This is a genomic window from Oribacterium sp. oral taxon 102, from assembly GCF_013394775.1.
Classification (GTDB): domain Bacteria; phylum Bacillota; class Clostridia; order Lachnospirales; family Lachnospiraceae; genus Oribacterium.
Window position 1 is genome coordinate 1,884,950 of the sequence record NZ_JABXYT010000001.1, and the last position, 21,892, is coordinate 1,906,841.

Here is a 21,892-nt window from a genome sequence, read left to right on the forward strand (position 1 = left end):
AATTATTCCGAAGCGCTCTCCGCTTCTGCACCGCTTCCCTCTTCTGTCTCTGCCGCCCCGATGTCCTCGTTCCCGGGGTTTTCCTTGAAGCCCAAAGAGCAGACCTCCAGCATATATTCCTCCGCGATAAAGTCCTCCTTATCCAGCCACTTCGACAGCGGCCTCGAAACCCTCACGCAGTCGTTCACAGTCATATCCGCCCCGTCCGTGCGAAAAATGAAGGCACGCAGGTAGTTTATGCCCATTTCCCTCGTGAATGTCACGCTGTCCAGTCCATAGCCCTGCTCCGGCAGTACCGCGCGCAGATGCTCCTCTACTCTTTTTGTATACATAGCGCTTCCTTTACATTATTGAAAAGGAGCAAGCGCGGCGCTTGCTCCTTCCAACCAGTCAATAAATACGCTAAGAGAGTAACACGAAACACTATACATTGCAAGGGTTTTCCTCATTTTTCGCAAAAGAAATCGAAGAATCGCCAAGCTCCCAGCATCTTGCATCCGGAAAATACAGAAGCTCCTCCCTGTCATGGGTCACCCAGAAGACCGTCCTGCCGCAGGTCGTCCGAAGAATCCGCTCCATGACGCGTCTTTTGTTCTCTCCGTCCAGTCCCTGGCATGCCTCATCAAAAATATAGATCTCTGCCGGACAGAAAAGTGCGCGGAGAATCGCCGTCCGGCGCTTCATGCCGCCGGACAGCGTCGAGACCCTCTGCCCCGCCGTCCCCGGCATCCCGAGCTCTCTAAGCGCCGTCTCGATCCTCCGGAGGAGGCGCTGCCGCTCCTCCCGCGAGCCCCTAGGAAGCGGACTGCGGATATTCCGGCTCACCGTCAGGCTCTCGCAGAGACGATTCTCCTGAAAGACGGCAGAAATCCGCTTCCCCTCCAGACCGCGGATACTGCCATGATCCGGCTCAGTCAGTCCCATCAGAAGACGAAGCAGCGTCGTCTTGCCGCTCCCGGATGCACCGAAAAGAACATGAGTGATTCCCTCCTCGAAGCGGAAGCTCCTCCCGTGAAAGAGCTCCTGCTCCCCGTAACGCTTATACAGCCGGTCAAGCTCTATCATCCTATCACCCCAGTGCCGCATCCAGTGCCATCATGATCGTGAAGCCGGCGGAATACACATGCCGCGCCCAGCGTCGTGCCGGCAAACGGAATCAACAGCCCATAGGCCACCTCCATAGAATATCCCCTTTCTCCCCGTTCCCTCAGCCGTTCAGCCGTTCCAGCTGCTCGGAATACGTTTCCCATTCCTCATAGAGCCGCGTGAGGCTTTCGTCGTTCGCTTCCTTCTCCCGATGCAGCTCCATCAACCGCCCGATATCCGACGCAATCTCCGGCTTCGCCATATCCTGATTCAACGCTTCATTCCTTTCCTCGAGACGCTGAATTTCCTTCTCTGCACGGCTGCGCCCGTTCTCCGCCTTTCGGAACGCCGCCTGATACTCCTTCTGCTGCGCCCAGTCCAGCCTGCCTTGACTGAAATTCTCTGCCGGAGGAAGCGGCTCCGCCTTCTTTCCCTTTCCGGTATTCCCTCTCTGCAGCAGCCCGTAGCGGCGAACGTCCTCCCGCTTTTCGAGATAATAGTCATAATTCCCGATATAGTCGTCGAAACGGTTCTCGAAAAGCTCCAGTATACGCCCTGCCGTCCGGTTAATGAAGTAACGGTCATGGCTCACATAGAGCACCGTCCCCTCATAGCTCCGGATTGCGTCCTCCAGCACCTCCTTGCCCTGAATGTCCAGATGGTTCGTCGGCTCGTCCAGAATCAGGAAATTCGCGTCGGACAGCATCAGCTTCGCGAGGCTCACTCTGCCCTGCTCGCCGCCGGAGAGATCCCCGATCTGCTTATAGACATCATCTCCCGTGAAGAGAAACGCCGCCAATACGTTCCGTACCCTCGTATTGTTCATCGTCGGATAGGCATCCCGGATCTCGTCGAAGATCGTCTTTTCCATATGGAGGACGGCGTGCTCCTGATCGTAGTAGCCGATCCGTACATTCGCTCCGAGACGGAATGCCCCCTGATCTGCCTCCTCCAGACCGTTCAGGATCTTCAGAAGCGTCGTCTTTCCCGTCCCGTTCGCACCGATCACAGCGGCATGCTCCCCGCGCTTCAACTCGAAGGAAACCTTCGAGAACAACGTCTTCTCTCCGAAGCGCTTCGAGAGCTCCCGCACTGAGAGCACATCGTTCCCGGACGGAATGCCCGGTGTCAGCATGAGTCGCATCTCATCCCGGATCTCCTCCGGTCTTTCGAGACGTTCCACCTTGCCAAGGAGCTTCTCGCGGGACTCTGCCCGCTTGATGGACTTTTCCCGGTTGAAGCTCTTCAGCTTCTCAATGACCGCCTCCTGCCGCCGAATCTCCTCCTGCTGATTCAGATATGCCCGGAGCTCGGCATCCCGAAGCTGCTTTTTCTTCTCCGCATACTCCGTATAGCTGCCGCGGTACATCCGGCAGCGTCCATTGTCCAGATCGATGATCTTCGTCACGACGCGATCCAGAAAGTAACGGTCATGGCTGACGAGAAGCACCGCCCCGTCATAACGCTTCAGCACCTTCTCCAGCCATTGAATCGCCTCGATATCCAGATGATTCGTCGGCTCGTCCAAAATCAGCAGATCCGGCTTGTCCAGCAGGATCTGCTCCAGCCGAAGCTTCGTCTTCTGCCCGCCGGAGAGCGTGTCGAAGTCCGAAGCCCCCTGCTCCATATCCGCGTGCTGCTGCGCGAGATATCCTATCCTCTTGTCCTTCGAAAGGGCAATGATGCCGCTGTCCGGCTCCTCCTCTCCGAGAATACAGCGAATAAGCGTCGTTTTCCCGGAGCCGTTGATCCCGACAATCGCCGCCTTTTCATGATCCTCGATGTGGAAGGAAACCTCCCTGAGAATCGGCTTTTCCAGAAATGCCTTACTCAAATTCGAAATATTTAAAATCATACTGCTTCTGATCCTTATCGTCTGCTTTTCCTTCCCTGACTGCCGGAATATCATAGCATACTTTCCGGAATCCTGCCATGAAAGCAGCGTTTTCTTCCCTTTCCCTCTCTTTGGGAACGCTTTTCCTTTGGAAAACACTGATCCATCGAGGAAGCTGCGTGCCGTCAATGTATCTCTGCTGCTCCGTAACCCCTGCAATTGGATTCGCGCTTCTACAGGATTAGTCCTAACTATCTCCTATATTTACGCTAGGAATTTCAGAAAGAATGTTCGAAAAAAATACATGATTCCGTGGAGATTTTCTTGTAAGTCCGGGTAAAATGGTTTAAAATACGGGTAGCTGCACCGGAGGGTGCACACACACTTAGATACTATTTATTTCTATAAGGAGGATTTCGAAATGGCACACGTTATTAGCGATGAGTGCGTAAGCTGTGGAGCATGTGCTTCTACCTGCCCTGTTGAGGCGATTTCCGAGGGCGAGACCAAGTATGTCGTAGATGCGGATACCTGCATCGACTGCGGCGCCTGCGAGGAGGCTTGTCCGACCGGCGCGATCACAGCGGAATAATTCAGGAAATTTCACTGTAAGGCAGACATAGAGAAAAGAGGCACTGACTGCGGTCAGTGCCTCTTTTCTCTATGTCTGCCTTCCCTCGCAGAAGGTAATCCCACCTGTCCGAAAAGAAAATCCCCTACTCTATCGTAATAATCATCCCGTGCGGGAGACATGCGATCGGAATGCCGTCCGTGTCCGCTCCCATCGGGGCGATGTGCACGCAGGTCAGATCAGGACAATTTGCCTCTATGCAGCGAATCCTGCCGTCCCGGATCTCGAGGACATTGATAGCATGCTCCGACAGCTCCTCCGCGCTGAAATTCGCTGCCATCGTATAATCCATATCCACCTCTGTGATTTCTCCGTCCTTCAGCAGGTAACGGGCATCCCGCGAGAGTGGTGCCCGCAGCAGCTCCTGATCCCCGAGGCGGATGACCGCCGCCGTCTCCGGCGTCTTCATCTGCTGATAGATATAGAAGCCGCCCCCGCTGCAAAGCAGCAGGAGGACGAGCAATCCGTAAAAGAGCAGACTCCGCCTCCGACTCTCCCTCTCTTCTGTTTTTTCCATTCCTTTCCTTTCGCCCTCCCGGAATGCCCCTGTATCTGTAAAGGCAGAAAGCACAGTATATCCACTCCGTAAAACGGCAGAGCACGCTGCGCTGTGCGAAGCGTCGTCCGTACTGCACCGCCGAGCGTCAGGCATCCAGCCGCGCTGCGATCAGCCTGCCGACACGCTGATAGAAGTCCTGTCTTTTCCGGAGACGTTTCTTTTCCTCCCCCAGCAGATGAAACAGATAGATCCCCAGTCCCAGAAGCGCCAGCCCCAGAATCCGGAACTCAAAAATCGTAGAAAGTCCCAGAACGAAGCCCACCGCAGTGAGCAGCATCGTCAGCATCCCAAAGGTTCTCAAATTTATCCGCATGCTTCCTACCTCTCTTCCATCCTTCGATGAAGAGAGTATAGCACTGTACAAACGTTTTGTAAACACATTTTCGCAAAAATCCGTTCTGGAAATCTGTGTTCTGTCTTTTGTTCCTATACTGCCTGCTTTCCCGCTTCTACGGGTAAATACATGGCAGAACGGTTCGCAGGGGGCTGTCTGTACGGCAGGATCCCTGCCGCGTGCAGTCCTCAGTCCGACAGGCTCTGCATATAGCGATCCATGTCGTCCGCGATCTGCTTCGAGCGATGCACCGCCTCCACGACCGTCTTCGCGCCGGTCACGACATCGCCGGAGGCGAAGACGCCGGGCATCGTCGTCTCTCCATGCTCGTCCGTCTGCAGAGTGCCGTGCTCGTTCAGCTTCAGCTCCCTGTCTCTGCTGACCAGCCTGTCCTTCGGCACCTGCGAGATCGAGACAATCACGAAATCGCATGGAACCTCCGTCCGCGTGCTCTCGTCCACCTGCATCCTGCCGCCCTCGTCCCAGCTCACATCACAGACTATGACAGAGCTGTCCCGGATCTCCACTGCGGTCTTCAGGTATTCGAAATGCACGCCGTCCAGCTTCGCATACTCGACCTCCTTCGGAGAGGCAGCGGGGATTTCCGTGACGGAGTAGACCGTAACCTCCCGTGCGCCATGCCGGATCGCCGTCCGCGCGACATCCATCGCCGCATTGCCCGCGCCGATGACCGCGACGCGGTCTCCGAGCCGGTATACATCCGGATCATTCAGATAGTTGATCGCATAGGCAACATTGCCGAAGGTTTCTCCCGGAATCATCAGGCGGCGCGGTCTCCATGCTCCGGTGCCGATGAATACCGAACGGTAGCCGTCATTGAAAAGATCCTGAATGCTGACAGAGCCTCCGATATTGAAGTTCGGCCGAAAGAGGATACCCAGCTCCACGAGCTTCTCATAGTAGCGGTCAAGGATGCTCCGCGGCAGGCGGAACGCCGGAATCCCATAGCGCATGACACCGCCGATCTTCTCTCTGCCCTCGAAGATCGTGACCTTGTAGCCGCGGGTCGCGAGAATAACGGCAATCGTGATTCCGGCAGGCCCTGCACCGATAACCGCGACTTTCCTGCCGTTCGCGGGCTTCATCTCAAGTCGGATCCGTTCGAAGCAGGAATCGGAGATATAGTTCTCAATCGCGGAGATGTGCACCGGAGAGCCTTTGATCCCGCGCACGCAGTGCCCCTCGCACTGCTTCTCGTGATCGCAGACCAGCGAGCAGACGATGGAGAGCGGATTGTTCAGGAAGAGCATCTCCGCCGCCTCCATGACCTGCTCGTTCAGGAGCTTCTGTATCATCTCCGGGATATTGGTATGAATCGGGCAGCCCTCCCTGCATCTCGGCTTCTTGCAGTTCAAGCAGCGCTTCGCCTCGTCAATCACATGTACCGCCATAAAAAAGTCCCTCCTGCCTGCCATCATTGTATGCAATCATGGTATGCAGAAAGGGCTTCTCTGTCAACAAAAGATATATATTTAACACGGGCTAGGAGATGACGAAGGGTCTTCGGTAGAACGGCAGGATGTCCTTGATGACGGCCTCCGCCTCCGGTGCGCGGGCGGACATGACCGCGACGGGACGCCTCTCCTTCCGGAAGTCCTGCGCGACCGTCGTGATATTCGCGAAGCTCGGCTGCATGCTGCCGATATGATTCACGATGAAGACATAGCAGAGCTCTCCGCCGATTTCCGCCTCCCGGAGATATGCCGCGGAAATGTTCCTGTCCTCCCTGATATATTCACGCACTGCCTCGAGCATCTCCGTATACTCGCCGCTCGGCTCCCGAAACATAACCGGCTCTGCCGCAGGCACCGCCTTCTGCCCCATAAGCTCCGCCTGCAGCATCCGGTTCGCATCGGAGAGGAGCTTCCGTCCGAGGATCAGGTTCTCCGTATTGGCATTGATCACCACACCGGAGATCCGCGGATCTCCCATGCACATGCTCGCGAGCTTCGGGAAATTCACCACTGCGAACTCCTGCTCCGATTCCCTCCATGCCTGTGCGCGCTCCCTCGAGGTGAAGAGCGCATAGTAATGATGCTTCTGTCCGTCATTTACGACCGCAAATGCAATCTTGGTATCCTCTCCGTCCTTCGCCTGCTTCACCGGCAGATACAGCTCCGCATGATGAATCAGCTCGTTCAGCAGCCGTTCCTGCGCCCCGGCGCTCTCCTCTGACTGCAGGGCGTGCATCGCCATCAGCAGGCGGGCGTTCTTCTTCTCTCTCTCGTCTTCCATTGAAACCTCCATCGTCAGCGTCCTGTCGAAGCGGCGGCACGCTCCCGCACCGGCCCGATCTCACGAACGGATTTCGGATGCAGGACAATTTCATGCCTTCGCCCCGTCCTGCATTACACTCCGGCCTGAGAACGGGTCTTATTGTACCATAATACACCTATGCTGACAATGCTGAGCAGCACGAGCAGCAGCGAAAGCGCCTGGGAAACCGCAATCCCCGTGCCGAAGAACAGCAGCGAATCCGCGCGGAGCCCCTCGATGAAGAAGCGTCCCAGTCCGTAGAGTCCCAGATAAAGAAAGAAGATTTCTCCCTCAAACTTCTTCCGCCGCGAAAAGAAGAGAAGCAGCAGGAAGACCAGCAGGTTCCAGCAGCTCTCATAGAGAAATGTCGGATGTACCTGAATGTAATCCACCCCGTCGATATGCCGGATATGCTGCATCACATCTCCCCCGAGCATATTCGGGTTCACGATGCTCTGCCGTATCCGCATCGCGAGAAGCGAATCCGTATAGCCGCCGAACGCCTCCGCATTAAAGAAATTTCCCCAGCGCCCGATCGCCTGCCCCAGGATCAGCCCGAGTACGCCGCTGTCCGCAATGTCAAAGAAAGAGAGCTTCCGAAGCCTCGTGAACACCGCACAGCTGAGGATCGCCGCGAGTACGCCGCCGTAGATCGCGAGTCCGCCGTTCCGAATCGCCAGAATCTCCGCCGGATGCTGTGAATAGTAATCCCACTGGAAAATTACATAATACGCCCGCGCGCCCAGCACCGAAAAAATGATCGCATAGAGCGCGAAGTCCTGTATCTCATCCGGATTCCTGCCGCGGCGGCGGTAGTCGAGGGACGCGACCAGTATTCCCAGAATCATTCCGATGCCGATGAGGATCCCATAGAAGGCAATCCGGAAGCCGAAGGGGGAAATCGAATTCCGAAGATGCTCGATCCCGATCCCGAGATGCGGGAAATAGATATCATAATTTGCAAAATCCATGCTCACCTCACTCCTCTCCCTCCAGCAGCCGGAGAAATTCCTCCTCCGTCACAATCGGAACCCCCAGCTCATGTGCCTTCCGGTTCTTTGCGGAGGCGCTGGCGACTTCGTTGTTTACAAGATAGGCGGTCTTCCCGGATACAGAACCGGATACCTTCCCCCCCGCGGTGCGGATGCGCTCCTCCAGCTCCTTCCGGCTGGAAAAATGCAGGAGTGTGCCGGTAATCGCCACCGTCTTTCCGGCGAGCGTCTGCGCGCCCTCCTCCCCGGTCAGCTCCTTCTCCAGCCGAAGCTCCGCAAGGACACCCAGAAGCTCCTCTGTCCGCTTCGGGTCGGAAAAGAAGCGCCGCAGATTCTCCGCCAGCACCTCGCCGATCCCCGAGGCCGCGGTCAGCTCCTCTATCGAGGCCGCGCGGAGCCGCGATATATCCTCCCCGAAATGCCGGCAGAGCTCTCTGGCATTGGCGAGGCCGATGCCCTCGATCCCCATTCCATAGAGAACACGGGAGAGAGAGCACCTCCGCGCCGCCTCAACCGCAGCGCAGAGCTTCTCATAGGAGCGCTCCCCGAAGCCCTCCAGTGCGACAATCTCCTCCCTGTGTTGTTCCAGATGGAAGAGATCCCGATAGCTCCGAAGGATGCCGTGCCCCAGCAGCTTCTCCAGTGTCATCTCGGAGAGCCCGTCGATATGCAGCGCATCGCGGCTCACAAGAAGTGCGAAGTTTTTGAGCCGCTTCGCCGGACAGTCGGGATTCCCGCAGTAGAGCGTCCTCGCATCCCTGTCCTGCCGGATCTCCGTCTCCATACCGCAGGCAGGGCAGAGATGCGGCGGGATGAGGGTTCCGGAGCCGCTCAGGTTCTGCGCGATCTGCGGGATAATCATATTTGCCTTGTAAACCGTGATACGGTCTCCGATGCCGAGCCGGAGCTCCTCACAGTAGGAAAGATTGTGGAGGCTCGCACGGCTCACTGTCGTTCCCTCCAGCTCCACCGGATCAAATACCGCTACCGGATTGATAAGCCCCGTCCGGGATGGCGACCATTCCACCTCGCGGAGCACCGTCTCTGCCTCCTCATCCGACCATTTGAAGGCAATGGCATTCCGCGGAAACTTGGCGGTACGCCCGAGTGCGTCCCCGTAGGCGATATCCTCATAGAGCAACACCAGCCCGTCCGAGGGGAAGTCATTGTCCGCAATGCGGTTCTCGAAGTCCTGCACTGCCGCGGAAACCGTCTCCGCATTCACCCGCCGATGCTCCACGACGGTGAAGCCCTGCTCAGAAAGAAACGCAAACTGATGTTCTCTGCTGTTCTCGAAGTCCAGTGCCTCCCCCTCCGGAGAAAGCGCGGAAACGAGGGCGAAGGCGAGCAGGCGGACATTCCGTTCCCTCGTAATGCGGGGATCCAGCTGCCGTACCGAGCCCGCACAGAGGTTCCGCGGATTCTTGTACTTCGCGTCCGCCTCCGGCAGCTCCGCATTGATCCTCGCGAAATCCGAATAGCTGATGATCGCCTCCCCGCGAAGCACCAGACTGCCCGGAAACGGGATACGCGCCGGTACGTTCTGAAATGCCCGGGCGTTTCCGGTCACGACCTCTCCGATCTCCCCATTGCCGCGGGTAACCGCCTTCACGAGGCTGCCGCCCTCATAGCTGAGCACCACCGTCAGCCCGTCCAGCTTCCACGAGAGCAGCCCCTCCTGCGTCCCGAGCCAGCTCCGAAGCTCCTCTCTTTCCTTCGTCTTGGCGAGGGAGAGCATCGGCGACTGGTGCCGTTCCTTCGGAAGCTCCGAAAGCACCTCATAGCCCACCTTCTGCGTCGGAGACTGGGAAAGCACAATTCCCGTCTTCTGCTCCAGCATGACCAGCTCGTCATAGAGCGCGTCATAGCGGAGATTCGGCATGATCTCCCGTCCCTCCTGATAGTACGCCCTGCCCGCCTCGTTCAGGAGCTGAACGAGCTCCCGCATTCTATCCTGCATTCTCTCCTCCATCCTCCGCCGATAGCCCCAGCTCCTCCAATGTGATCTCCCGGTATTCTCCCGGACGAAGCTCCTCCAGGCGAAGCTGAAGAATCCGGATTCGCCGGAGCCGCTTCACCTCATAGCCCAATGCTCCGCACATCCTGCGGATCTGGCGGTTCAGTCCCTCAGTCAGTACAATGTGGAACTGGCGCGCGCGGACTGCGGGCGGCAGCGTCCGATCCTGCCAGATCATGCAGGGACGGGTCGTCCGTTCAAGCTCCGGCAGATATACGCCGTCCGCAAGCCGGTCCAGCGCCGCACGCTGCAGAGGCTTATCCACCGTCACCACATATTCCTTCTCATGAAAATGCCGGGCACGGTTGATGCGGTTCACCAGCCCGCCCTGATTCGTCAGGAGGATCAGCCCCTCCGACTCCTTGTCCAGCCGCCCGATCGGGTAGACCCGGATCGGATACCGTATCGCCTCTATGATATTTTTCGCACGGTCCCTCTCCGAGCTCGTGCAGACGATCCCTCTCGGCTTGTAATATGCCAGAAGCACCGGCATATCCCTCTCCCTCGCGAGCACCCTGCCGTCCAGCTCGACAGTGTCCTCCTCTGTGATCTGCTGTCCCGGCACGGCAGCACTGCCATTGACTGTGATCCTGCCCGCGGCGAGCAGACGATCCGCCTCCCTGCGGGAGCAGACACCCAGCTCCGAAAGCCGTTTGTTGATTCTCATTCTCTTCTCCATCCTGCCTCTCCGTTTCCCTGCCGGAGGGGCACGTTTCTCTGCCGGAGAGGCATCGCAGGACAATCCCTGCGATACACAGCGCCTGTCCTCCGCGCATCATCCGGATCAGGCATAAATCCGCAGCACTTTAGCCGTCAACCGCGCTCCAGTCCTGTGCCGTGAGCGCCCCCTCCGCAGCAGCGCCGTCCAGCGAATAGGGCTGTGTACCGTCCTTCGTATGCAGCATCGTGCGCTCCCCGTCGCGGTAGAGGTATCGATCCGCTTCCCAGCCCGCACGGCGGACATGTCCGCCCTGTACGAGCCGCGCCATTGCCTCGCCGAAGTCAAAGACCTCGGCAGCCTCGCCGGACTCTGCCGGAGCGTCCCCTGCTGCATGAGTGTCCTGCGTTGAAGCATCCTGCGCCGAAGCACCCTCCGCCGAAGCTTCCGCTCCGTTTCCCGTACGCTCCGCATTCCGCCTCTCCTGAAGCGCCTGCGCCTCCTCCGGCGTATACTCCGGATCCTCGATCCGAACCTCTTCTCCATCGATATAGTATGCCACACCGAAGGAATCCGCGTTCACGTCGAACTTCTTGCTCTGTCCGATCCCCAGCTCCTCCCCCGCACTGTACTTCTGATAGATCGTCTCCGAGACATGTACCCGAAGCGTGCCGAGATCCGAATTCTCCACAACCAGCACAGGCTCTCCATCCGTATCCGACTTCTCCACGAGCCGGAAGCGCTGCTCCTTATAATTCATGCCGACATGCAGCCGGTCTCCGGTCGCATTCTGTGTCGTCTCCGTTTCGCTGCGCTTTCCGCATGCCGCCATGGACAATCCCATGCAGAGCAGAAGCACCCGGCAAAATCCCCTATGAAGCCTCATGAAAATCCCTCTCTCCTCCATCCCGAAAAGGTGCCCCGTGCCGCTTTTGCGGCATCACGCCCCGTTGGCACGCAGCGTTTCCGACTTAAGCAGCGTTTCTCTGATGATCGCAGGAGCTATATGCGCTCCCCCTGTCTGGTGCTGTCCTCTGAAAGCCGTTCTATTATATTCTTATTTCAGGAAAATGAAAAGCGGAAAAGCTCCATATAAGCCGGATTCACAAAAGCCGTAATCTCTGATTGCGGAGCGCCGGCCAAATGGGTAGAATAGAGACAGCAGGTTTCCGCCTGCGACAGCTGAAAGGATTTTATTTATGAAGAAAATCGTGAAGGAACTCGTGATCCTGACCTTGGCGACACTCCTCATCGCCGCCGCGGTCTTTTTCTTTTTGATTCCCAGCCATGCCAGCATTTCCAGCATTTCCGGGCTCGCCATCGTTCTCTCTGCACTGCTCCCCCTGCCGGTTTCCGCGCTCACCATGCTGATGAATCTGCTGCTCCTGCTGCTCGCTTTCCTGCTGCTCGGCAGGGAATTCGGCTACAAGACCGTCTACACCTCTATCCTGCTGCCGCTCTTCCTCGGGCTTTTCGAGCGGCTCTTCCCGGACTTCCGCTCCTTCACAGGCAGTGATATCCTGGATGCTGCCGCCTATGTTTTCCTCGTTTCCATCGGGATTGCCGTGCTCTTCAACCGGAACGCCTCCTCCGGCGGACTGGACATCGTCGCGAAGCTGATGAACCGTTTCCTGCGCGTCCCGCTCGGGAACGCCATGTCCCTCTCTGGTATGGCGGTGGCGCTCTCCTCGGCGCTGGTCTTCGGCAGCCGCACGGTCGTGCTCTCCGTCCTCGGCACCTATCTGAACGGCATCGCCATCGACCGCTTCATCCTCGGGCAGAATATCAAGAAGCGGGTCTGCATCGTCTCGAAGGACTTCGAGGCGGTTCGCCGCTTCATCATCTCCGAGCTGCACAGCGGCGCAACCGTCTATGACGCCTGCGGCGCCTACCGCCTCGAGCACCGCCGGGAGATCATCACCGTCGTCGATAAGGCGGAATACCAGAAGCTGATGAGCTGGATCGAGCGGCATGACCCGGAGGCCTTCCTCACTGTTTACAATGTCTCGGATATGCGCTATCTTCCGAAGCCGAAATTTTAAGGAACAGTTCAGACAAGAAGCCCCGTCTGACAGACGCCCTTCTTCGCCATTCGCTGAAATTCTATTTCGAGTTCACGGAAATCGCTTCTGCTTCAGCAAATCACAGATAAGCTTATCTAAACTGTTATAATTTAAAAGGAGAATACAGATGAATTTTTCGTTCAATCACTTCAATTTCAATGTCAGAGATCTGGAGAAGAGCCTCCGTTTCTATCGGGAAGCGCTGGGACTTCTGGAGCTCAGCCGCAAGGAGACAGCTGACTTCATTATCGTCTTCCTCGGCGATCAGCGCACCGGCTTCCGTCTGGAGCTGACCTGCCTGAAGGGCAGGCAGGAGGCGTATGACCTCGGGGAACAGGAATATCACCTCGCACTGACTGCGGATGATATTGAGCTCGCGCACAGAAAGCACGCGGAGATGGGCTGCATCTGCTTCGAGAATCCGGAGATGGGCATTTATTTCCTCGAGGATCCGGACGGCTACTGGATCGAGATCGTCCCGGCGCGGAGCGGCAGCTATATGGAGGCGCATACGAAATGATCGTACATTCCCTCTTTCACAGCAGCTTTCTCGTAGAGACCGGCTCCGCTTCCCTGCTCTTCGACTACTGGCGGGGGACGCTCCCGCCTCTCGATCCGGAGAAGCCGCTGCTGGTCTTCGTGAGCCACAGCCACCCCGACCACTATTCGCGGGAGATCTTCCGGCTCTCCCATCCCGCGGGGCTTCACTACATCCTCTCCGATGAGATCCCGCCCTGCCGCGAGATGGAGGGGAAATGCTGCCACCGCATGAAGCCGCACGAGATGCTCTCGCTCCCGCTGCCCCGCACGGACTGCGAGATCCGTACGCTCCGTTCCAATGATCTGGGCGTCGCCTTCCTGCTCCGGCTCGGCACGGAACAGCTTTACCATGCCGGAGATCTCAACAACTGGTGGTGGGACGGCGATGCGGAGGATCAAGCGCTCGAACGGCAGTACCGCGGGGAGCTCTCCCGGATCCGCGGTACGCACTTCCGGCTCGCCTTCGTCCCGCTCGACCCGCGGCTCCGCTCTCCCGAGAAGGGAATCCTCGATTTCCTCGACTATGCCTGTACCGACTGCCTCGTGCCGATGCACTTCTCCGCGGATCCCTCCGTCATCGAACGCTTCCGGGCAATTCCAGCGTTCGCGGAGCTAAATCGGAGGACACGCTTCCTGCCGCTGCGGGAGGGGGTAACAGCGGAGGTTTGATATAGATTTATGAAAATCATTCTCTTCAAAAAAAGTGAAAGTGTTCAAGAGTTTGATTTTTGCGATAAAGACCTCGATTGCCGAAAAAAGACTGTTAAACAAAAAAAGACGCCCACTTAGTTTAAAATGAACGCCGTATTTTAATCATAAGATCAATTTTCCCATGCAACTGTTACATACTTTCCGTCAGTTGCATCAGATTTAATAGTGACTTTTATGAGCTTTCCACTTACATTTCCATCCCAATCGAAGTTACCGTTTACCGGTAAATCACTTGTTGTCTGCTTCCCAGTAACAGAAGACTTCCCATAGGTCGCAATACCTGCCTTAGTGGCTTTCATATTACCAGAAATATCATAGTAACCAGAATATGTAGAACCCGAAGCAGTATAACGATCTATATCCTTATATCCTTCTGTTAAAACATCAACCTGAGCAACAGCATAAGCGGCTCTCATGTTGGAAATATCAACCGACTCTCTGCTCTTCTCCAGCTGACTTGTAAAAATCGGGATGCTCACCGCTACCAGTACGCCGATGATCGCCACCACCACGAGCAGCTCGGCAAGCGTGAAGCCCTTTTTCTCTTTCATCTTCTGAACCATATCTTCTCCTCCATTTCATGCACTCCGCCCTCCGGCAGAGAGCCTTCCCGTCCTGCCATGCATCATTTAAAATTCTTATTGTTTTCTTAAGGCGGTTATGCGGCTATTATAGCATGCCCTGTCGAAATTTCAATGAAATCTTGTATCAATTCCCTGCGCAATCCGCCGGAATAAAACAGCCAATACATCTTATCTCCGAATCCGGCAGCATTTACTGTGAAACCAGCTGACAGAAACCAAGCCCTCACGAAAACCGCCTCCACACATAAAATGTGCGGAGGCGGCTGCCTGATCTTCTGCTGTCTCTTTCCCTTTGCAGTTCTTTACAGCTCCACGATGCTCTCGATCTCGCAGAGCACGCCCTTCGGGAGCGTCTTGACCGCCACGCAGGAGCGCGCGGGCTTCGAGAGGAAGTGCCTCTCATATACCGCATTGAAGGCGGCGAAATCCGCCATGTCTGCGAGGAAGCAGGTGGTCTTCACGACATGCGCCATATCAGAGCCCGCCGCCGCCACGAGCGCCTCCACATTCCGGCAGCTCTGCTCGGTCTGCGCCTCGATCCCCTCCGGCACCGTGCCGTCCGCCGGATTCACCGGAATCTGTCCGGAGAGGAATGCGAGTCCTCCCGTGATATAGCCCTGCGAATAGGGTCCGATCGCCGCCGGTGCCTTGTCTGTTGAAATAAGCTTCATCCTGTTCTCCTTTCCCTGTAAGAGCCGCTCTTCTTGAAGCAGCAAAAATATTCAGGTTATCTAAATATTATTATGGCGCAAAATCCCGGAGAATGCAAGTCATTAAACCTCCCTTAATCCGCAGCTCTGTCGGCGAATCCGCGCTTTCTCTAGCTCTCCTGACTGCCGATCTTCAGAAGGGCGAGGGTTCCGGTGCGGGCGAGCTCCACGATGCTGACGGAGCGGAGGGTGTCCAAAAACATCTGAATGCGCTCCGGGGTATCGCACATCTGTATCGTCATATAGCTCTTACCGAGATCCACAATCCGCGCGCCCATGATCTGGCAATTCTCCATGATATCCTTCCGGTTATCACGGTTGTAGCGGATCTTCACCAGCACGAGCTCGCGGCAGATGCCCTCCTCCTCCCGGAAGGTTCGTACCTTGATAATATCCAGCTTCTTATTGAGCTGCTTCTCGATCTGCTCGAGAGTTCTCTCGTCGCCGCTGGACACGATCACCATATTGGAGACGGCATGATCCTCCGTCTCCCCCACCGCGAGGGAGTCAATGTTGAAGCAGCGCCGCCAGAACAGCCCCGCCACCTTCGCCAGCACACCGGCGCGGTTCTCCACGAGTACGGAATAGATCCTCCTCATCACGCCACCTCCGATCTGTCCACATCGCATTGCAGCAGCACGGAGTCCTGCCCCGAGAGGAAGTCTGCGAGCTTCTCCTCCAGCTCCGCATTGCTTCGGATATGGAGGAAGCGCATTCCGTATGCCTCAGCGATCTTCGAGAGCTCCGGGCTGCCGTCGAGATCTGTCACGGAGAAACGGTCATGATAGGTAAAATGCTGGTACTGCCGTACCAGACCGAGCACGCCGTTCTTCAGCACGGCGATCTTGACAGGGATATCATACTGCCGCATCGTCGCAAGCTCCATGAAGCTCATCTGGAAGGAGCCGTCGCCGCAGACCGCGACGACCTGCCGCCTCGGATCGGCGAGCTTCGCGCCCATCGCCGCCGGGATGGCGTAGCCCATCGTTCCCATTCCTCCGGAGGTCAGGAAGCGCCCGTTCCGCATCTGATAGCTGGCGCAGGACCAGAGCTGGTTCTGCCCGACATCCGCGACATAGACGCTGTCCCGCTCCATCTTCATCGAAAGCTTGTAGACGAATTCCTCCGGCGTTACCTGCTCCGCGCACTGTATGCGTTCGAGCAGCTTCGCAGCGTGCTTCTCCTCCGCTTCCCTTCGGTAGCCCCGCAGCCTCTCGAGCCAGTCATAATAGTCTGTCCGGATTTCCTGCGTATTGAAGGCGTCGAAGACGCTCGCGATATCCCCTACCAGCGGGATCTCCGGTCCCGCATTCTTCCCGATCTCCGCAGGATCGACGTCGATGTGGACGAAGGTCTTGTTCTCCGTGATGAGATCGGGCTGGGAAATCGAGCGATCCGCCACGCGCGCACCTACCATGATGATCACATCCGCCTCATTCATGGCACGGTTCCCGTAGCTCTTGCCGTTGTTGCCGACCATGCCGAAGTAGAGCGGGTTGTTCGTCTCCATCACCCCGATGCCCATCATGGTGCAGACCACGGGGATCTGGTTCCGATCCGCGAAGAGCTTGACCCGCTCCGCGGCTCCCGCGAGCTGGACGCCGCCTCCGATACAGATGATCGGGCGCTTCGCCTCCTCCAGCCGCCGGAACATTTTTTTGATCTGTACGGCATTGCCCTGCACGGTCGGACGATAGGTGCGGAGCTTTACCTCCTCCGGATAAATGAAGTCCTCGACCTGCATCCTCTGCACGTCGATCGGGATGTCGATGAGCACCGGTCCCCTCCTCCCGGAATTCGCGATATAGAACGCCTCCCGCAGGATCCGCGGGATGTCCGATGCCCGCCGCACGAGGTAGCTGTACTTCACGAAGGACTCGCAGGCGCCGCAGATGTCCGCCTCCTGAAAGACATCGGAGCCGAGCAGCTGACTGTCCACCTGTCCCGTGAGCACCACCAGCGGAATGCTGTCCGCGAAGGCAGTCGCGATCCCGGTGATGATATTGGTCGCACCCGGCCCGGAGGTGACAGCGGCGACGCCGACTTTCCGGCTGATCCGCGCGTAGCCGTTCGCCTCATGCGCGGCATTCTGCTCCGTGCGGACGAGGATCGTCCGGATCTCCGTATTCAGGATGCTGTCATAGAAGGGCGCGATCGCCACCCCCGGATAGCCGAAGACGTACTCTACCCGCTCCTGCTCCAGACACTTCGCCAGTATATCCGCACCGTTCATGCTTTCCCAACCTTTCTCTGCCGGAGCGCTGCTCCCGGACTCATACGAGCTTGAAGCCCCTCCGCACGAACTCGCTGCGGATCTCCTCTATATGCTCGAAATCCCTCGTTTCCATCTGTACGGTGAGGTAGCAGCCGTTGATGTCCGTGTCCTCCTCCGTGCTGTTGTGATCGACTTTCGTCACATTTGCGCCCAGATGTGCAATGATAGAGGACACCTCCTCCAGCTGTCCCGGCTTGTCGAGGAGCTCCAGCGTGAGACTTGCCTTGCGCCCGGTCTTCATCAGACCCCGGGTAATGACGCGGGAGAGGATGTTTACGTCGATATTGCCGCCGGAAACGATGCAGACGACCTTCTTGCCCGCGAGCGGGAGCTTATGGAAGAGCGCCGCCGCGACGGAAACCGCACCTGCCCCCTCCGAGACGACCTTCTGCTTCTCCAGCAGCGTCAGGATCGCCGCTGCCGTCTCGTCGTCACTGACGGTCACGATCTCATCCACATACTGCGACACCAACGGGAGGGTCAGATCCCCCGGCTGCTTCACGGCGATGCCGTCCGCGAAGGTGTGTACGCTGTCCAGCGCCTCCATCCTGTGCGCATGGAAGGCGTGCTCCATGGAGGGCGCGCCCGCCGCCTGCACGCCGTAGACCCTGCAGCGCGGGTTCAGCTTCTTCACTACGAAGGAGACGCCGGAGATCAGCCCGCCGCCGCCGACGGGGACGAGCACCGCATCCGCATCCGCGAGCTGCTCACAGATCTCCTGCCCGATCGTTCCCTGTCCGGCGATGACATCAATATCGTTGAAGGGGTGGACAAAGACCGCCCCGCTCTCCTGCTGATACGCCGCTGCGGCATGATAAGCGTCGTCATAAACGCCGTCGATCAGCCGCACCTCCGCGCCGTAGCCCTTGGTCGCCTCGACCTTCGAGATCGGCGCGGTCGCAGGCAGGAAGATCGTGGACTTCACGCCTGCCTTCGTCGCCGCGAGGGCGACGCCCTGCGCATGATTCCCGGCAGAGCACGCCACTACCCCCCTCTCTCTCTCCTCCTCGCTGAGCGTCGAGATCCTGAAGTACGCGCCGCGGATCTTGAAGGAACCGGTATTCTGGAGATTCTCCGTCTTCAGATAGAGATCACAGTCCGTATCGATGCGCGTCGCATGTACGAGCTCCGTCCTGTTGATGACCGGACGGAGGGCATGCGCCGCCTGATAAACCCGGTCAAGGGTTAATTCTGCCATGGTTTTCCCTCTTTTCCCTATTCTGCCCTAATCTCTGATTGGGAGCGCCACGCGGTTTATCGCAGGACAAGCCCTGTGATAAACCTCTGGCGAAGAGCCTTGAGCCGTTCAGAGCAATCGCTTGCGATTGCTTCTTTTTGTCTCCGCTTATCTCGCGTTGTCGAGATCCTGCACCTGCTTCCAGCCCATCTTCGCACGAAGATCCCGTCCGGTCTCGGATGCCGGTGTCGCTGCGTGCGCCGCCTTCATCGCATTGTAATGCGGCCGTCCTGCCTGATTCTCGAGGATCCAGTCCTTCGCGAAGCTGCCGTCCTGAATATCGGAAAGCACCTGCTTCATCGCCTTCTTCACCTCGTCTCCGATGATCTTCGGTCCGGTAATGTAGTCGCCGTACTCTGCGGTGTCGGAGATGGAATACCGCATGCCCTCGAAGCCCGCATTGAAGATCAGGTCTACAATGAGCTTCATCTCATGGATACACTCGAAATAGGCGTTCTCCGGCTTGTAGCCTGCCTCTACGAGCGTATTGAAGCCCGCCTCCATCAGCGCACAGACACCGCCGCAGAGCACTGCCTGCTCTCCGAAGAGATCGGTCTCCGTCTCCTCCTTGAAGGTCGTCTCGAGAATCCCGCCTCTCGCACCGCCGATGCCCGCCGCATATGCCTTCGCCACATCCATAGAGTTCCCTGCGGGATCCTGATAGCAGGCGACGAGGCAGGGAACGCCTTTCCCGTCCACATACTGGGAGCGTACCGTATGCCCCGGTCCCTTCGGCGCAATCATGATGACATTAACATCCTTCGGCGGGACAATGCAGCTGTAATGAATGTTGAAGCCATGCGCAAAGGCGAGGGTCTTGCCCGCGGAGAGATTCGCCGCGATATCGCTGCGGTAGAGCGCCGCCTGCTTCTCATCATTGACGAGGATCATAATGATATCCGCCGCCTCCGCCGCCTCCGCGGTCGTCAGCACCGTGAAGCCGTCCTCTCTTGCCTTCACCGCACTCTTCGCCCCCTCGTACAGACCGATGACTACATCCACACCGCTGTCTCTCAGGTTCAGCGCATGGGCATGTCCCTGCGAGCCGTAGCCGATAATCGCCACCTTCTTCCCATTCAGTAAATTAAGGTCACAGTCTCTCTCGTAGTACATAACAGCCATTTTCTCTCCTCTCGCCCTTAGGCAGCATTAAAATGGGGGAATCGTTCAGCGCCTTCGCCGTCATACCGCTTCGCGATGCGGCGGCGCTGCACCATTCCTAATAGGGATTTGGGAAAGCGCCGATTTATCCCTGTCTCACGCGCCGCTGGCGGGCGGACTTTTCGGCAGCATCGGCATTCCCTCGTTAAAAGCATTTTGCCTCATTCAAAGCATTCTGCTTAAAACTCTGTCTCTCCGGTCTCAGGACCGGTCCTCCTTCGTGATCTCCACCTTCCGCACATCATAGAGCTTCTCAAGCTGCGCGACGACCTGCGTCCGCATATAGTCGTCTCCGGTGGATACGATTTCAATGTGGGTCACGCCCGGAATTTCGGTCGGCCCGGCATTGATGGATTCGATATTGTAGCAGCGGCGCGCATAGAGTCCGGTGATCCGGTTCAGTACGCCGAAGCAGTTATTAACCCAGAGCTCAATGGTGAATTTGCTCATACTTTTCCTCTCTCATCCCTTTAAGATAATCGATTTGATCGACTGCCCCGGCGGAATCATAGGAAGCACCTTCTCATCCATATCGATATGGCAGTCCAGCAGTGCAGGCCCTCCCGCGCCGTCGATCTCCGTGAGCACCCGCTCCAGCTCCGAAAGCGTCTCAACGCGGTAGCCCGGCAGTCCGAACGCCCGTGCCAATGCAGGAAAGTCCGTCTTTCGATCCAGCGTTGTCTGGGAATAGCGTTCTCCATAGAAAATTCCCTGCCACTGCCGCACCATGCCAAGGACATTGTTGTTGAGCAGAATGATGAGGATCGGCAGCTCCTGACTCACTACCGTACAGAGCTCATTCAGATTCATCCCGAAGGAACCCTCGGAGGTGAAGAGCACTGTACGTCTCCTTCCGGAGCCGATACAGCCGCCGATCGCGGCACCGAGCCCGTAGCCCATCGTTCCGAGCCCGCCTGAGGTCAGCAGCGTGTGCGGCTTCTCGAAATGATAATACTGCACCGTCCACATCTGGTGCTGCCCGACATCGGTCGCCACTACCGTGTCATCCTCCGTATGCCGCCGTACCGTCTCAATGATGCTCTTCGGATAGAACTCGCCCGGTCGATCCGGAACCACAGTCTGCTTATACTCCTCAATTGCCTCCCTCCACGCGGGGTGCCGCACGCCGGAGAGATCCCGGAGAAGATCCCGGAGAATCTCCTTCACATCTCCCTGCACCGAGAGATCCGGCCGGATATTCTTGCCGAGCTCCGCCTTGTCAATATCAATGTGAATGACGGTGCACTTGCTGCGGTATTCCTCCGGATCTCCGGTCGCCCGATCCGAGAAACGGACGCCGACCGCGATCAGCAGGTCGCATTCCGCCTGCGCCTTGCTCGCCGCATAATTTCCATGCATCCCGCATAGCCCCAGATTGTACTCATAGGAATCGGACAATGCCGTCCTGCCCATCATGCTGAGCCCGACCGGCGCGTCCAGCCGCCGCGAAAGCTCCAGCAGCTCCTCCCCCGCATCCGCCGCGAGAACGCCGCCGCCGCAGTAGATGAAGGGCCGCTCGGCAGTCCGGATCGCCTCGAGCACCTTGTCCCTGTGATAGGTCAGCTTCGCCTTCTCCGGCATTCGCGGCACCACGGCAATCCCATACTCACATTCTCCGGTCTGCACGTTCTTCGGAATGTCGATCAGCACCGGCCCCTTCCTGCCCGCATTCGCAATCAGGAACGCTTCCTGTATCGTCTGCTCCAGCTCTGTCACATCGCGCACCATGAAGTTGTGTTTCACGATGGGCTGGGTAATGCCGACAATATCTACTTCCTGAAAGCTGTCCCTGCCCAGCGCCTGCATCGAAACATTACCGGTGATGGCGACCAGCGGCACGGAATCGAGGTTTGCATTGGCGATACCGGTCACGAGGTTCGTCGCCCCCGGTCCGGAGGTCGCGATCACGACGCCGGTCTTGCCGGAGGCTCTCGCATAGCCGTCCGCCGCATGACATGCGCCCTGCTCATGCGCGCTGATAACATGGTCGATTCGATCGCTGCACTTGTAAAGCTCGTCATAGATATTCAGCACCGCACCGCCCGGATAACCGAAGACCGTGTCCACGCCCTGTCGGATCAGCTCCTCGATCAATATTCTGGCGCCATTCAGTTTCATCTCCCTCTCCCCCGTCTCCGTTTTCGTGTCCTGCGAATCTCCGCTTTAATTCTTGTCCCGTCATATCGTCAAATGCTTCTGCAAGCAAGCCGGATCCTCTCACTC

General features: G+C 57.6%; 23 protein-coding genes. 4 read left to right on the forward strand and 19 right to left on the reverse strand.

Going from position 1 to position 21,892, the window contains the following annotated elements:
• Window positions 1–2: 2 nt before the first annotated feature.
• The 3 genes from rimP to abc-f form a co-directional block, all read right to left on the reverse strand.
• Window positions 3–332 carry a ribosome maturation factor RimP gene (rimP, locus tag HW273_RS08495; protein WP_179011484.1) on the reverse strand — a complete coding sequence of 110 codons (330 nt, stop codon included), beginning with the start codon at window positions 330–332 and terminating at the stop codon, window positions 3–5.
• Window positions 333–423: 91 nt separating this feature from the next.
• Window positions 424–1,065, reverse strand: a complete 642-nt coding sequence (locus HW273_RS08500; protein WP_179011486.1) for an ABC transporter ATP-binding protein — start codon at window positions 1,063–1,065, stop codon at window positions 424–426.
• A gap of 142 nt (window positions 1,066–1,207) precedes the next feature.
• Window positions 1,208–2,941: a ribosomal protection-like ABC-F family protein gene (gene abc-f, locus HW273_RS08505; RefSeq protein WP_179011488.1), complete on the reverse strand. Its 1,734-nt coding sequence runs from the start codon at window positions 2,939–2,941 to the stop codon at window positions 1,208–1,210.
• A 400-nt stretch (window positions 2,942–3,341) separates the two neighbouring features.
• Between abc-f and HW273_RS08510 the strand changes: the two genes are divergently transcribed.
• Window positions 3,342–3,512: a DUF362 domain-containing protein gene (locus tag HW273_RS08510; protein ID WP_179011491.1), complete on the forward strand. Its 171-nt coding sequence runs from the start codon at window positions 3,342–3,344 to the stop codon at window positions 3,510–3,512.
• 124 nt (window positions 3,513–3,636) lie between these two features.
• On the opposite strand, the gene HW273_RS08515 is transcribed toward HW273_RS08510, so the two are convergent.
• The 8 genes from HW273_RS08515 to HW273_RS08550 form a co-directional block, all read right to left on the reverse strand.
• Window positions 3,637–4,068, reverse strand: a complete 432-nt coding sequence (locus HW273_RS08515; protein ID WP_179011493.1) for a NusG domain II-containing protein — start codon at window positions 4,066–4,068, stop codon at window positions 3,637–3,639.
• A gap of 127 nt (window positions 4,069–4,195) precedes the next feature.
• Window positions 4,196–4,423 (reverse strand): hypothetical protein, encoded by a 228-nt coding sequence (locus HW273_RS08520; RefSeq protein WP_179011495.1) that lies wholly within the window; start codon window positions 4,421–4,423, stop codon window positions 4,196–4,198.
• Window positions 4,424–4,632: 209 nt separating this feature from the next.
• Complete coding sequence (locus HW273_RS08525) at window positions 4,633–5,856, reverse strand: NAD(P)-dependent oxidoreductase (RefSeq protein ID WP_179011497.1); 1,224 nt, start codon at window positions 5,854–5,856, stop codon at window positions 4,633–4,635.
• Window positions 5,857–5,947: 91 nt separating this feature from the next.
• A complete protein-coding gene (locus HW273_RS08530; RefSeq protein ID WP_179011499.1) occupies window positions 5,948–6,700 on the reverse strand; it encodes an enhanced serine sensitivity protein SseB C-terminal domain-containing protein in 753 nt (250 codons plus the stop codon).
• 113 nt (window positions 6,701–6,813) lie between these two features.
• Window positions 6,814–7,692, reverse strand: a complete 879-nt coding sequence (gene lgt, locus HW273_RS08535) for a prolipoprotein diacylglyceryl transferase (protein ID WP_179011501.1) — start codon at window positions 7,690–7,692, stop codon at window positions 6,814–6,816.
• A 7-nt stretch (window positions 7,693–7,699) separates the two neighbouring features.
• Window positions 7,700–9,685 (reverse strand): NAD-dependent DNA ligase LigA, encoded by a 1,986-nt coding sequence (gene ligA / locus HW273_RS08540; RefSeq protein ID WP_179011503.1) that lies wholly within the window; start codon window positions 9,683–9,685, stop codon window positions 7,700–7,702.
• The gene (locus HW273_RS08545) at window positions 9,663–10,409 is read right to left on the reverse strand and encodes a pseudouridine synthase (RefSeq protein WP_243206773.1); all 747 of its coding nucleotides are present in this window, start codon (window positions 10,407–10,409) and stop codon (window positions 9,663–9,665) included. The genes ligA and HW273_RS08545 overlap by 23 nt, the downstream gene beginning before the upstream one ends.
• Before the next feature lie 127 nt (window positions 10,410–10,536).
• Window positions 10,537–11,274 carry a hypothetical protein gene (locus HW273_RS08550; RefSeq protein ID WP_179011505.1) on the reverse strand — a complete coding sequence of 246 codons (738 nt, stop codon included), beginning with the start codon at window positions 11,272–11,274 and terminating at the stop codon, window positions 10,537–10,539.
• A gap of 313 nt (window positions 11,275–11,587) precedes the next feature.
• On the opposite strand from HW273_RS08550, the gene HW273_RS08555 reads away from it, so the two are divergent.
• The 3 genes from HW273_RS08555 (at window position 11,588) to HW273_RS08565 (ending at window position 13,660) form a co-directional block, all read left to right on the forward strand.
• Window positions 11,588–12,430: a YitT family protein gene (locus HW273_RS08555; protein ID WP_179011507.1), complete on the forward strand. Its 843-nt coding sequence runs from the start codon at window positions 11,588–11,590 to the stop codon at window positions 12,428–12,430.
• Between the two features lie 148 nt (window positions 12,431–12,578).
• Complete coding sequence (locus HW273_RS08560; RefSeq protein ID WP_179011509.1) at window positions 12,579–12,971, forward strand: VOC family protein; 393 nt, start codon at window positions 12,579–12,581, stop codon at window positions 12,969–12,971.
• A complete protein-coding gene (locus HW273_RS08565) occupies window positions 12,968–13,660 on the forward strand; it encodes an MBL fold metallo-hydrolase (protein WP_179011512.1) in 693 nt (230 codons plus the stop codon). Before HW273_RS08560 ends, HW273_RS08565 begins: the two co-directional genes overlap by 4 nt.
• Window positions 13,661–13,812: 152 nt before the next feature.
• Here the strand turns inward: HW273_RS08565 and HW273_RS08570 are convergent, their stop codons facing one another.
• From HW273_RS08570 to ilvB (HW273_RS08605), 8 genes are all read right to left on the reverse strand, one after another.
• On the reverse strand, window positions 13,813–14,265 hold the full coding sequence (locus HW273_RS08570; protein WP_243206774.1) for a type IV pilin protein: 453 nt from the start codon (window positions 14,263–14,265) through the stop codon (window positions 13,813–13,815).
• 323 nt (window positions 14,266–14,588) lie between these two features.
• On the reverse strand, window positions 14,589–14,957 hold the full coding sequence (locus tag HW273_RS08575; RefSeq protein WP_179011515.1) for a RidA family protein: 369 nt from the start codon (window positions 14,955–14,957) through the stop codon (window positions 14,589–14,591).
• Window positions 14,958–15,106: 149 nt separating this feature from the next.
• Complete coding sequence (gene ilvN / locus HW273_RS08580; protein ID WP_179011517.1) at window positions 15,107–15,595, reverse strand: acetolactate synthase small subunit; 489 nt, start codon at window positions 15,593–15,595, stop codon at window positions 15,107–15,109.
• Window positions 15,595–17,229 (reverse strand): biosynthetic-type acetolactate synthase large subunit, encoded by a 1,635-nt coding sequence (ilvB, locus tag HW273_RS08585; protein WP_179011519.1) that lies wholly within the window; start codon window positions 17,227–17,229, stop codon window positions 15,595–15,597. The genes ilvN (HW273_RS08580) and ilvB (HW273_RS08585) overlap by 1 nt, the downstream gene beginning before the upstream one ends.
• A 40-nt stretch (window positions 17,230–17,269) precedes the next feature.
• Entirely contained in the window at window positions 17,270–18,469 is a 1,200-nt protein-coding gene (gene ilvA, locus HW273_RS08590; RefSeq protein ID WP_179011521.1) for a threonine ammonia-lyase, read from the reverse strand.
• Between the two features lie 147 nt (window positions 18,470–18,616).
• Entirely contained in the window at window positions 18,617–19,630 is a 1,014-nt protein-coding gene (gene ilvC, locus HW273_RS08595; RefSeq protein WP_179011523.1) for a ketol-acid reductoisomerase, read from the reverse strand.
• A 240-nt stretch (window positions 19,631–19,870) separates the two neighbouring features.
• Window positions 19,871–20,119, reverse strand: a complete 249-nt coding sequence (gene ilvN / locus HW273_RS08600; protein ID WP_179011525.1) for an acetolactate synthase small subunit — start codon at window positions 20,117–20,119, stop codon at window positions 19,871–19,873.
• Window positions 20,120–20,131: 12 nt separating this feature from the next.
• Window positions 20,132–21,787, reverse strand: coding sequence for a biosynthetic-type acetolactate synthase large subunit (gene ilvB, locus HW273_RS08605; protein WP_179011527.1), 1,656 nt, complete (start codon window positions 21,785–21,787; stop codon window positions 20,132–20,134).
• Window positions 21,788–21,892 lie beyond the last annotated feature (105 nt).